Raw genomic sequence first — 12590 nt, forward strand, 5'->3', positions numbered from 1 at the left:
CCCGAGCGCGGTTTTTGTCGCCGGGGAAGTATTCACCGGCTTTTTCCCGCATCGCCAGAGTATCCGAATGAGACTGACTGACTACACCGACTACGCGTTGCGCGTGATGCTGTTTCTCTCGCTTCATCGCGACGGCCTTTCGACGATTCAGGACATTTCGGACGCCTATGGAATCTCGAAGAATCATCTGATGAAGGTCGTGCAGCAGCTTGGCGAGCTTGGCTGGATCGACACGGTGCGCGGGCGCCATGGCGGCCTGAGACTGAACGAGCGCTCGCTCGGTTTGACGATCGGGCAGGTCGTGCGGGAAACGGAGTCCGATTTCGCGCTCGTCGGCTGCTTCGAGCGCGAAAGCAGCGAAGTCCGTCCGTGCGTGATCGAGCCGCGATGCCGGCTCAAGCAGGTCTTCAAGGCCGCGCAGGAAGCGTTTCTCGCGGAACTCGACCGGCATACGCTCGGCGAGCTCGTGGAGCCCGTGGCGGCGCCGCTTGCGGCGCTGCTCGGCCTGAGCGCCGAAGTCGTCGTCCCGCTCAAGGGGCCCGTCCGCCCACTCGCGAACGGAGTTCCCGACAGTTGACCGCCGGCGCTTGAAACAAGCGCCGCGCGCCTCATCTTGGTGGTAGTCCAAAATTGGAGGTCTCTTGATGAGAATCGACAAATTCACCACCAAATTCCAGGAGGCGCTGGCCGACGCGCAGAGCCTTGCCGCGGGCCGCGGCCAGCAGTATCTGGAGCCGGTGCACGTGCTCGCGGCGCTGATCGCTCAAGAGGACGGCTCGGCGCGCTCGCTGCTTTCGCGCGCGGGCGTTCACGTTCAGGCATTGCAAACGGCCCTCAACGATGCGATCGCGCGGCTGCCGCAAGTACAGGGGACCGACGGCAACATCCAGGTGAGCCGCGAGCTCGCCGGTCTCTTGAATCAGGCCGACAAGGAAGCGCAGCAGCTCAACGACACTTACATCGCGAGCGAAATGTTCCTGCTCGCCGTCGCCGACGACAAGGGCGAGGCGGGCCGGCTCGTGCGCCAGCATGGCCTGACGCGCCGCGCGCTCGAAACGGCGATCGTGGCCGTGCGCGGCGGCGCGCAAGTGCACAGCGCCGATGCGGAAAGCCAGCGTGAGGCGCTCAAGAAGTACACGATCGACCTCACCGAACGCGCGCGCGCGGGCAAGCTCGATCCGGTGATCGGCCGCGACGACGAGATTCGCCGCGCGATTCAGATCTTGCAGCGGCGCACGAAAAACAATCCGGTTCTGATCGGCGAACCGGGCGTCGGCAAGACGGCCATCGTCGAAGGCCTCGCGCAGCGGATCGTCAACGGCGAGGTGCCTGAACCGCTGAAGAGCAAGCGTGTGCTGGTGCTCGACATGGCCGGACTGCTCGCGGGCGCCAAATACCGCGGCGAATTCGAGGAGCGCTTGAAGGCGGTCCTGCACGATATCGCGCGCGACGAGGGCCAGACGATCGTCTTCATTGACGAAATTCATACGATGGTCGGCGCCGGTAAGGCCGAAGGCGCGATCGACGCGGGCAATATGCTGAAGCCCGCGCTGGCGCGCGGTGAACTGCATTGCATTGGCGCGACGACGCTCGACGAATATCGCAAGTACATCGAGAAGGACGCGGCACTCGAGCGGCGCTTCCAGAAGGTGCTCGTGGACGAGCCGACCGTCGAGGCGACGATCGCGATCCTGCGCGGCTTGCAGGAGCGCTACGAGTTGCACCACGGCGTCGAGATCACCGACCCGGCCATCGTTGCCGCGGCCGAGCTCTCGCATCGCTACATCACCGATCGGTTCCTGCCTGACAAGGCGATCGACCTCATCGACGAAGCCGCTTCGAAGATCAAGATGGAGATCGACTCGAAGCCCGAGGAGATGGACAGGCTCGACCGGCGCCTGATTCAGTTGAAGATCGAGCGCGAGGCGGTCAAGAAGGAGAAGGACGAGGCGTCGCAAAAGCGGCTGCAGTTGATCGAAGAGGAAATCGAGCGACTCAATCGCGAGTATTCGGACCTCGAGGAAATCTGGACGGCCGAGAAGGCGGCCGTGCAGGGCAGTGCGCAGCTGAAGGAAGAAATCGACAAGACACGCGCCGAAATCGCGCGTTTGCAGCGCGAGGGCAAGCTCGAAAAAGTGGCGGAATTGCAGTACGGCAAACTGCCCGAACTCGAAACGCGGCTCAAGCAGGTGACACAGGCCGAGGCGAAGGAGCAGCACAATCCGTCGCGGCCTCGGCTCTTGCGCACGCAGGTTGGCGCGGAGGAAATCGCCGAGGTCGTTTCTCGCGCGACGGGCATCCCCGTTTCGCGGATGATGCAAGGCGAGCGTGAGAAGCTGCTGCAGATCGAAGCGAAGTTGCACGAGCGCGTGGTCGGGCAGGACGAGGCGATCAGCGCCGTCGCGGATGCGATCCGCCGCTCGCGCGCCGGTCTCGCCGATCCCAATCGGCCGTACGGCTCGTTCCTCTTCCTGGGCCCGACGGGGGTCGGCAAGACCGAGCTTTGCAAGGCGCTCGCCGCGTTCCTCTTCGACTCCGAAGAGCACCTGATCCGCATCGACATGAGCGAGTTCATGGAGAAGCACAGCGTCGCGCGGCTGATCGGCGCGCCGCCCGGCTATATCGGCTACGAAGAGGGCGGCTATCTGACCGAGGCCGTGCGCCGCAAGCCCTATAGCGTGATCCTGCTGGACGAGGTCGAGAAGGCGCACCCGGACGTTTTCAACGTCCTGCTGCAAGTGCTCGACGATGGCCGGATGACCGACGGTCAAGGACGCACCGTCGATTTCAAGAACACGGTCATCGTCATGACATCGAACCTCGGCTCGCAGATGATCCAGGCGATGTCGGGGCAGCCGGAGGAAGAAATCAGGGAGGCGGTCTGGAGCGAGGTCAAGCAACAGTTCAGGCCCGAATTCCTGAACCGGATCGACGAAGTCGTCGTCTTCCACTCGCTCGATCGGAAGAACATCGAGGCGATCGCGAAGATCCAACTGCAGCGCGTGCATGATCGGCTTGCGAAACTCGACATGCAGCTCGTCATCTCGGACGAGGCGCTCGAGCAGATCGCGAAGGTCGGCTACGACCCGCTCTTCGGCGCACGCCCGCTCAAGCGAGCGATTCAGCAGGAGATCGAGAATCCGGTCGCCAAACTGATTCTCGCGGGCCGGTTCGGGCCGAAAGACGTGATCCCGGTCGAGTTCGAGGACGGGAAGTTCGCGTTCGAGCGAGTCGTGCACTGAAGTCGCGGCGCCCCTGGGAGGCTGACGCTTTCCCCGAGGGGCTGCATTTGGGGTGCCTGCAGGCATGCCCGAAAGAGGGCTCGCTGAAAGTCTGAGGCGGCCGGGTAAGCGATGCCCGGCCGCCTTTTTTGTTGCTCAATAACGCAACCGCGCCAAAACTTGCACGAAGGTTATTGACTTCGTGTGCACTCGAAGCCTTAACGTTGGAGGTGTCATGTCGGAAGCACTCACGATCGGCCGTATGGCCGCCGCGCTCGGCGTATCGACGCACACGCTGCGCTATTACGAGCAAGCCGGGCTGATACAGCCGGTTTCGCGCACGAGCGCGGGCCACCGCCTCTACGCGCGCGACGACATTGAATGGCTACGGTTCGTCATGCGGCTCAAAGCGACCGGTATGCCGATCGCGGGTATGCAGGAGTTCGCCGCATTGCGCGCGCGCGGTGAGAAGACAGTCGGCAAACGGCTCGCGCTGCTGGTCGAGCATCGCGCGGCGGTGCTCGGCGAGCTGCGGCAGTTGGAGGCCAATCTCGCCGTGATCGACGAGAAGATCGCGCATTACGAACGCCTTGCTCAGGACATGACGGATCGGCGATCCACGCCTCAACCTCACGACAAGGAATTGCGATGGCACAAGCAGACAATCGACCCCACGACGAACGCTACACCCGAGGATGGGCCAAGCTGAAGGAAATCGACGGTCATGCGGGTGAGCGCGTCATCGAGGCGCTCGATCCGATTGCGCCCGATTTCGCACGGCTCGTGATCGAATTCCCTTTCGGCGACATCTACAGTCGGCCGGCGCTCGACCTCAAATCGCGTGAAATCGCGACGATTGCGGCGCTTGCTGCGCTCGGCAACGCGGCGCCACAACTCAAAGTGCATATCGAAGGCGCGCTCAATGTCGGCTGCACGCGTGAGGAGATCGTGGAAGTCTTCATCCAGATGGCCGTCTATGCCGGCTTTCCCGCGGCGCTCAACGCGCTTTTCGCGGCGCGCGAAGTCTTTGCCGCGCGCGACGCTCAGGAGTCCTGATCGACGGAGCTGAGGGGCGCCTTCGAGGTTCGCGTGCCGTCGGTCACCGCTGCTTCTTGCGCATAGCGCGCGCTGATCGAGCGCCAATGCAGAAAGAGGCCGCAGCCGGCGGCGGCGAGACTGGCGGCGCTCGCGGCCCAAAAGCCGCGCGCTCCGTTGAGCCAGGCGGGCACGTTGCCGAAAACGTTGAACCCGAGCAGATAGCCGCCGCCCAGGCCAACGCCCCATAGCGCGATCGCATAGATGATCGTCGGCACGACGGCGACGCGATAGGCGCGCAGCACGAAGGCCGTCACCGTTTGGAACGTATCGAAGAGGTGATAGACGAGCATGATGGGAATGAGCGGCATCGCGGCGGCCAAAACCGCAGCATCCGGCGTGTAGGCCGCGATGATCGACGGCCGCAGCACGAAGCTGATGGCCGCATAGCAGCAGCCGATCGTGCACGCCATCGCAATGCCGCGACGTGCGAGTCTTCGCGCCTCACCGTGGTTGTGCGCCCCGATCGCATGGGCGACCAGTGTCGATGTCGCGACGCCGATCGACATCGGCGTCATATACAACACGGCGCCGAAATTGCCGGTGATTTGATGGCCTGCGAGCGTAGTCGTCCCGAAGCGGGCGATGAAAAGCGCCATGAACGCGTAGGACGAAACCTCGATGAGAAAGGAGAGCCCCATCGGCAGGCCGAGCTTGAGCAACCCCGCTTGTCTGCGCCAATTGGGCCAGCAAAATTGCTTGAAAATTGCGAACGGCGCAAACACCTCTAGCCGCACGAGCAGGACGAGCCCGATGACGGCGAGCGCGAAGTTGACGGCGGTGCTCGCCAGCGCGCAGCCGGGGCCGCCGAGCGCCGGCACGCCGAGCCCGCCGAATATGAACCAGTAGTTGAGCGCGATCTTGGCCACGAGACCCGCGACTTGCAGCATCATGACGAGCCGCGGCATGCCGATGCCGTTGGCGAGCCCCGAATAGACGCGGAATGCGAGCGCGGCGGGCAGCCCGATCGCGGTAATGCGCAGATAAAGGTCCGTGCGATCGTAGAGCGCGGGCGGCACGTGCGCGATGGCGAGCAGCGGCGCCGGGAAATACATGATCACGAAACCGACGATGGCGAGTGCGGCGGCGAGCCAGAGCGCCTGGCGCGCTTCCTCGCCGATCTCCGTATAGCGCCGCGCACCGAACAGCTGGCCTGCGATCGGCTGCAGCGCGAGCACGACGCCCGTCAAGCCCAGATAGACGGAGACGTAGATCGAATTGCCGAGGCCGAGCGCGGCGAGATCGATGGCCGAGTAACGGCCGACCATCGCCGTATCGATGACGCCGAACGCGATGATCGCGAGCTGCCCGATCAACACCGGCCAGGCGAGGGCGGCGATCTTGCGAATGTCTGCGAGCATTGAATTAGCCATTTGCGGGGCGCCCATGGATCAATGACGTTTCACCGATGCCTGATCAAAGGCTTCCTATGCGGCGGCGCCACTTTCGGACGATCGACGCGCACATAGAGGCGGAAGCGTTCGTCGCGGTCGGCTGCGCGCCGGCCTTCCCAGACGAGCTGCCAAATGTAGCTCGGCATCGGGCTCGGCGCGCTGAAATCCTGCGTATCCTGGCGCAGCAGCACATCGCAATCGCCGCTGAACGAGAACTGCATGTCGGCGAAGTAGGCAAACGAGGCGAGCTGCGCATCGCCGAGACGCACCGGCGAGATGCAGGTGTAATCGTCGGGAAGATGCTGGGCGATCTGCAACGCGACGTCGCGGTAGGTCCGGCTGTAGTTGACGATCGGCAGCCACAGCGTCATCAGCAGCACCCACATTAGCGTCGTGCCCGCGCTCGAGAGCACGACGCTGCGCCAAAGCACTTTCGGATGCCGCGAAATGCGCCAGCGCACGAGCGCGAACCAGCAGACCGTCACCGCGATCGCGCAGACGAACGAAAGGACGTCGAAATGCGGCGTGAAGCCCGGCACGAGGCGGCTCAGATTGCGCGCGAGCGGATGCGGGAAACCCGTTTGCGACGCGAGCCAGACGAGCCAGACGAACGTGCTCAGTATCGTGAAGCTGAGCACCGCGAACCAGTCGATCGCGTTGATCGCGCTGCGTTTCATCGTCGGCAGCGCGAACGCGGCCAGCGTGGCGAGCGCCGGCAGCAGCAGAATGTATAGCCGGTTCGTCTGGTGGCTCTGCAAGATGGACAGGATGAGAACCGGCACGATCACCGCGAGCGGTACCGCGACGTGGGGCTTGTTCCGTAAGCCGCCCCAGCTATACCAGGCCCACGCGGCGAGCGGCCACGCGGGCCACGTGAAGAGCGGCAGGTTCTTGAACGCGTAGATCACGACGTGGCCGGGCGGGGGCGAGAATCGATTGATGCTGCCGTTCAACCATTGCTCGATGAACCAGCGCGCGTCGCCATCGGGATAGAGGACGAGAACGGCGGCGGGCCAGGCAGCCGCCAATACGAGCGCGAGCGGAACACCTACGGTGAAGAGCCACGGCGAACGAGCTTCGCGCACGAGCGCGGTCATCACGAGCGTGCCGATGAGCAACGCGGCGACGAGCAGCGGATTGCCCGTGAAGCCGACCAGGCCGAGCCCGACGCCCCAGCAGATCGCGCCTTGCAATGGCTTGTCGAGGCCGCGCACGAGTCCATAGACGACGAGCGCGATGCTCATGAACTGCGCGAGCTGCGGCGTCGTTTCGTGGCCGCGCTCGGCAAGTCCGAAAGAGGCGAGCAGAATCAGCAGTGCCCCGTCTGCGAGCGTACGCCCGTAATCGCGCGGCTCCGGCTCGCCGCCGAACGCGTACTTGAACGGCTGGACCTCAGGGCGCCGTCCGAGCAGATAGGCCGCGTGCCAAACGAGCGCGCAGGTCAAGCAAAAGAGGATACCGGTCGAGACACGCGATGCGTCGGCCGCATCGACCCACGGGGCGAGCAGGCGAATCGCCACCGCACCGAGCCAGTAGCCGCCGGGGCCGCTTTCCGTAATGAACTTCCCGACGAGGTTCGGCAGCAGCCAGTCGTGTGCGTCGCCGTTCGCCATCGTCCACATCACGCCGAAGCCCGCCGCGTCCTCGTTCTTCCACGGATCGCGGCCGAAGAGGCCAAAGGCGGCGTAGACGATGGAAATCGCGAGCAGCAGCGAACGCGGCAGGGCGCGAGTCGCGGAGGCGGTGAGGCGGACGACGGTTCTCATGCGGATGGGCGGCGGTCGTTGTAGTTGTCCGCGTTTCGAGATGCGGCATTGTAGATGGCGGCGATGCCCGGTGCCAGCGCGGCCGGTTCGGCCGCTCGCAGCCGCCCGTCAATCGGTCGGCTCACCGGCTGACCGGCTTGACCGGCGGTGCAAACGCCATTGCGGCATTGACGAGCTGTAATGAAAAAAGGCAGCCGAGGCTGCCTTTTTTCTCGCCCCACGGCCTTTTCGTTGCCGCTCGACGGATGGCGTAACGTTACTTCGCTGCCTTCGCAGCGGCGCGTGCGCCGAACTTCTTGTTGAACTTCTCGACACGGCCTGCCGTGTCCATGATCTTTTGCTGGCCCGTGTAGAACGGGTGCGATTCCGACGACACTTCGATCTTGGCGAGCGGGTACGTCTTGCCCTGGTAGTCGACGGTTTCGCGAGTTTGGATCGTCGAGCGCGTCACGAACATGAAGCCGTTCGACATGTCTTGGAAAACGACTTCGCGGTAATTGGGGTGAATGCCTTCTTTCATGGTCTTTCCTTCAGTCTGGCGGTAGCCAGCCCACGCGTTCAGGGTTTCGCTACGCTCCTCGACGCATGATGCTGCGATGCGCGGGAACGGCAAATTTGGCGCGAGCCACTTGCCCAAGGTCGAAAAACGGTGATTGTGCCACAGAATCAGACGGTTGACGAATTATTTGGACTTTTCGCCGAGCCGGTGATGACGGGACTGCCGCCGAGCACGCCGGTGCCGGCCGGATCCTGCCGGTAATAGCGCGCAAGCAGCCTGTACAGCTCCGGATACTCCGTCTCGAATGCATGCGGCGTGACGAAGAGCGCTTCGCTGCATACCGCGAAGAACTCGGAAGGATGATCCGCGGCGTACGGGTCGATCAGCGATTCGCGCTCGAAACGCGCCCAACGGCGCTCGGGAACGGCGTCCACCTTCGCGCAGAATTGATCGTAAGCGTTGTCGAAGACGTCCGCCCACGCTTGGCGATCGAGCGGCGCGTGCCAGCGGCGAAAGAGCGGCGGATGGCCGTCCGCTTCTCCCGTGAGCATATCGATCTTGTGCGCGAACTCGTGAATGACGACGTTGTAGGCTTCCTTGCCGTCCGACATCTGCGCGTCTTCCCACGAGATCAGCACGGGGCCGCCTTCCCAGGCCTCGCCGCTGGCGTCGTGCTCGACCTCGTGCACGACGCCGGCTTCGTCCTCGACCGTCTTGCGGATCACGAACTCGCCGGGGTAGACGATGACGCCCACCCAGCCGCGATAAAGATCGAGGTCCAGGTTGAGCACCGGCAGCGATGCCTGCGCGGCGATCGCGACTGTCATCGCATCGGTGAGCTCGAGCTCATGCGCGGGGGAAAACTGCTTTCGCGCGATGAAAAGGCTCGTCAGCTCGCGCAGCCGCTCGAGATCGGCCGCATCGAGATAGGAGAGAAACGGCAGGCGATCGACCGTTTCGCGCCACAACGAATCCGGTATCGCGTAATGGCGGAGCGCGCGTTCGCGCCGCCTGCTATCGAGCCACTGTGTGAGCCTCGCGAACATCGGAGCCGCCGGAGCGTGCAACGGATTGCCGGGAGGCGTCAGCCGCCCCGGCGCATCAATTCGAAGAACTCGGAATTGCCCTTCGTCTGCCGGATCTTGTCGAGCAGGAATTCCATCGCTTCGACTTCATCCATGTCGTGGATGAATTTGCGCAGCACCCAGATCTTTTGCAGGATCTCAGGCTTGATCAGCAGTTCCTCGCGACGCGTGCCCGACTTGTTGAGGTTGATCGACGGATAGACGCGCTTTTCCGCAAGGCGGCGTTCCAAGTGCACTTCCATGTTGCCCGTGCCCTTGAACTCTTCGTAGATGACGTCGTCCATCCGGCTGCCCGTTTCGATCAGCGCCGTGCCGATGATCGTGAGCGAGCCGCCTTCCTCGATGTTGCGCGCCGCGCCGAAAAAGCGTTTCGGCCGCTGCAGCGCGTTGGCGTCGACACCGCCGGTCAGCACCTTGCCCGAAGCCGGAATCACGGTGTTGTACGCGCGCGCGAGACGCGTGATCGAGTCGAGCAGGATCACGACGTCGTGCTTCATTTCGACGAGGCGTTTCGCCTTCTCGATCACCATCTCGGCGACCTGCACGTGACGCGTGGCCGGTTCGTCGAACGTCGACGCGATCACTTCGCCCGCCACCGAGCGCTGCATTTCCGTCACTTCCTCGGGCCGCTCGTCGATGAGCAGCACGAACAGCACCACATCGGGATGGTTCTGCTTGATCGCATGCGCGATGTGCTGAAGCATGACCGTCTTGCCCGACTTCGGCGAGGCGACGAGAAGACCGCGTTGTCCCTTGCCGATCGGCGCGATCATGTCGATGATGCGGCCGGTGACGTTCTCCTCGCCGCGCATCTCGCGCTCGAGCAGGAGCGGCTTGTTCGGGTGCAGCGGCGTGAGGTTTTCGAACATGATCTTATGTTTCGAAGCCTCGGGCGGCTGCCCGTTGACTTTGTCGACCTTCACGAGGGCGAAGTAGCGCTCGCCGTCTTTCGGCGTGCGCACTTCACCTTCGATCGTGTCGCCCGTGTGCAGATTGAAGCGCCGGATCTGCGAGGGGCTGATGTAAATGTCGTCCGTGCTCGCGAGGTACGACATTTCCGGCGAGCGCAGGAAGCCGAAGCCGTCCGGCAGAACTTCGAGCGTGCCATCGCCGAAAATGGTCTCGCCGGTTTTGGCGCGCTTTTTGAGAATGGCGAACATCAGTTCCTGCTTGCGCAGCCGGTTCGCGCTTTCGATCTCGAGGCCATTCGCCATCTCGATCAATTGAGACACGTGCAGAGACTTGAGCTCGGATAAATGCATACGGAAATCCCGCCGGGGAGAGAAGGTGCGACGAAAAGAAATTTGGAGGGGAATGAGCGGAACCGCTCAGGGGCTTGTACGTCTTCTTGAGTCTTGTGATTCTAGCATAGCACACGCGATGCCACGGTCGCGCGCGCCGAACGGGGAACGGCGCCGGGCTTGTTGCACGACGACAACAAGCCCGGATTTGAATCAGAGATGACTGTCGAGGAAAGCCGTCAATTGCGATTTCGACAGCGCGCCGACCTTTTGCGCGGCGACCGCGCCATTCTTGAACAGAATGAGCGTGGGGATGCCGCGCACGCCGAACTTGGCCGGCGTGGCCTGGTGCTCGTCGACGTTGATCTTGGCGATTTGCAGGCGATCGGCGTAGTCCTTGGCGATTTCGTCGAGGATCGGGGCGATCATCTTGCAGGGGCCGCACCACTCGGCCCAAAAGTCGAGCAGTACAGGCTTGTCGGACTTCACGACATCCTGCTCGAACGATACGTCACTGATGTGCTTGATTTGTTCGCTCATGTAAATACCTCTTCGGGTTCCTGGCCCGAGACTGAATTGCCCGCCACGATACACCAAAACGAGAAACCGTTCCGAGCGCGCTCGCCCGATAGGACGGGCGTCCGAACGCGCGGGAGGCGGGGCATGCACGCAAGGGGCTTTCGGAAGCGGAGCGGGCCGTCGTTGCCGGGGCTCGCCGATTACGGGTCATTCGGGTGTCATATTAGCCCAAATTGCTATTTGCCGCGCGAAGCCGATAGCCGCGCCCACGCTCGAGCGAGGCGCGCCGCCGGGGACTGAAAAAGCAAGAGTCGAAAAAGCAAGAGTCGCGCGCCGCGCCCGTCGATGATAGAATGCGCAGTGACGGGCCTCCTCGCATGGAGGGACGGTCAACCTGGTCAGGTCGGGAACGAAGCAGCCACAGCCGTTTTCCGCCAGTGCCGAGGGTCGGGCTCGTCACCTTTCGCTTCAATCCCCCTTCTAATTCCGCAAAGCGAGCGCTTCGGTGTTGCGCTTATATCGCTTGCCTCGCGCGTCGTTCGTCGGTTCGGAATCCCGCACGCACATCGAAAGCGTCACGACGCGGGTCGGACCGCGTGCGCACGCAGGCGGGGCTTGCCCCGCCACACTGCCTGAGCCCTGCATCGTTGCTGATACAATTCCGCGATGACCTACCAAGTTCTCGCACGCAAATGGCGGCCGAAGGATTTCGCTTCGCTCGTCGGACAAGAACACGTCGTACGTGCGCTCACGCACGCGCTTGACGGCGCACGCCTGCACCATGCCTATCTCTTCACGGGCACGCGCGGCGTCGGCAAGACCACGCTCTCGCGGATTTTCGCGAAAGCGCTCAATTGCGAGACCGGCATCACGGCGACGCCCTGCGGCGTTTGCCGCGCGTGCCGAGAGATCGACGAGGGGCGCTTCGTCGATTACGTCGAGATGGACGCGGCCAGCAATCGCGGCGTCGATGAAATGGCCGCGTTGCTCGAGCGAGCCGTGTACGCACCCGTCGATGCGCGCTTCAAGGTCTACATGATCGACGAAGTGCACATGCTGACGAATCACGCATTCAACGCGATGTTGAAGACGCTCGAGGAGCCGCCGCCGCACATCAAGTTCATCCTCGCGACGACCGATCCGCAAAAGATTCCGGTCACGGTGCTCTCGCGCTGCCTGCAGTTCAATCTGAAGCAGATGCCGGCCGGCCACATCGTCGGTCATCTCGAGCGCATTCTCGCTGCCGAAGGGATCGCGTTCGAGCCGCAGGCGTTGCGGCTGCTCGCACGCGCGGCCGACGGCAGCATGCGCGACGCGCTTTCGCTGACCGACCAGGCCATCGCCTACTCGGCCAATCAAGTGACCGAGGACGCTGTGCGCGGCATGCTCGGCGCGCTCGATCAAAGCTATCTGATTCGCCTCGTCGACGCGCTGGTCGAGGCCGACGGCGTGCTCGTGCTCGCCATCGCCGACGAAATGGCGCTGCGCAGCCTATCGTTTTCCACGGCGCTGCAGGATCTCGCCAGCCTGTTTCATCGGATCGCCTGGGCGCAATTCGCGCCAACGGCTGTCCTCGACGAATGGCCGGAGGCGAACGACGTGCGCCGCTTCGCGCAGGCGCTTTCGCCCGAGCAAGTGCAGCTCTTCTACCAGATCGCCACGATCGGCCGAAGCGAGCTCGGGCTCGCGCCCGACGAATACGCGGGCTTTACGATGACTCTGCTGCGCATGCTCGCGTTCGAGCCGGCGAGGGAGGGTGGCGGGGCGGGC

General features: G+C 63.5%; 11 protein-coding genes and 1 other RNA gene. 6 read left to right on the forward strand and 6 right to left on the reverse strand.

Annotated features, from left to right (window positions below):
- Window positions 1–67: 67 nt before the first annotated feature.
- The 4 genes from C9I57_RS27480 (at window position 68) to C9I57_RS27495 (ending at window position 4277) form a co-directional block, all read left to right on the forward strand.
- A complete protein-coding gene (locus C9I57_RS27480; RefSeq protein ID WP_107153725.1) occupies window positions 68–577 on the forward strand; it encodes an Rrf2 family transcriptional regulator in 510 nt (169 codons plus the stop codon).
- A 67-nt stretch (window positions 578–644) separates the two neighbouring features.
- A complete protein-coding gene (clpB, locus tag C9I57_RS27485; RefSeq protein ID WP_107153726.1) occupies window positions 645–3242 on the forward strand; it encodes an ATP-dependent chaperone ClpB in 2598 nt (865 codons plus the stop codon).
- 214 nt (window positions 3243–3456) lie between these two features.
- Window positions 3457–3930, forward strand: coding sequence for a MerR family transcriptional regulator (locus C9I57_RS27490; protein ID WP_107153727.1), 474 nt, complete (start codon window positions 3457–3459; stop codon window positions 3928–3930).
- Window positions 3870–4277, forward strand: a complete 408-nt coding sequence (locus C9I57_RS27495) for a carboxymuconolactone decarboxylase family protein (RefSeq protein ID WP_107153728.1) — start codon at window positions 3870–3872, stop codon at window positions 4275–4277. The genes C9I57_RS27490 and C9I57_RS27495 overlap by 61 nt, the downstream gene beginning before the upstream one ends.
- Here the strand turns inward: C9I57_RS27495 and C9I57_RS27500 are convergent.
- The 6 genes from C9I57_RS27500 to trxA all read right to left on the reverse strand — a co-directional run bounded on the left by C9I57_RS27500 (window position 4265) and on the right by trxA (window position 10841).
- Window positions 4265–5677, reverse strand: coding sequence for an MATE family efflux transporter (locus C9I57_RS27500; protein WP_107153729.1), 1413 nt, complete (start codon window positions 5675–5677; stop codon window positions 4265–4267). The genes C9I57_RS27495 and C9I57_RS27500 overlap by 13 nt on opposite strands.
- A 41-nt stretch (window positions 5678–5718) precedes the next feature.
- Window positions 5719–7476 (reverse strand): ArnT family glycosyltransferase, encoded by a 1758-nt coding sequence (locus tag C9I57_RS27505; RefSeq protein WP_107153730.1) that lies wholly within the window; start codon window positions 7474–7476, stop codon window positions 5719–5721.
- A gap of 256 nt (window positions 7477–7732) precedes the next feature.
- On the reverse strand, window positions 7733–7996 hold the full coding sequence (locus C9I57_RS27510; RefSeq protein WP_020566292.1) for a type B 50S ribosomal protein L31: 264 nt from the start codon (window positions 7994–7996) through the stop codon (window positions 7733–7735).
- A gap of 146 nt (window positions 7997–8142) precedes the next feature.
- Entirely contained in the window at window positions 8143–9021 is an 879-nt protein-coding gene (locus C9I57_RS27515; RefSeq protein ID WP_107153731.1) for a zinc-dependent peptidase, read from the reverse strand.
- Window positions 9022–9059: 38 nt separating this feature from the next.
- Window positions 9060–10322 (reverse strand): transcription termination factor Rho, encoded by a 1263-nt coding sequence (gene rho / locus C9I57_RS27520; RefSeq protein WP_018441614.1) that lies wholly within the window; start codon window positions 10320–10322, stop codon window positions 9060–9062.
- 192 nt (window positions 10323–10514) lie between these two features.
- Window positions 10515–10841, reverse strand: coding sequence for a thioredoxin TrxA (gene trxA / locus C9I57_RS27525; RefSeq protein ID WP_018441615.1), 327 nt, complete (start codon window positions 10839–10841; stop codon window positions 10515–10517).
- Between the two features lie 341 nt (window positions 10842–11182).
- Between trxA and ffs the strand changes: the two genes are divergently transcribed.
- Window positions 11183–11281: signal recognition particle sRNA small type (gene ffs / locus C9I57_RS27530), an RNA gene on the forward strand.
- A gap of 205 nt (window positions 11282–11486) precedes the next feature.
- The coding region (gene dnaX, locus C9I57_RS27535) for a DNA polymerase III subunit gamma/tau (protein WP_146166274.1) at window positions 11487–12590 on the forward strand (1104 nt) is incomplete at its 3' end.

It is taken from the genome of Trinickia symbiotica (genome assembly GCF_003028655.1).
GTDB lineage: Bacteria > Pseudomonadota > Gammaproteobacteria > Burkholderiales > Burkholderiaceae > Trinickia > Trinickia symbiotica_A.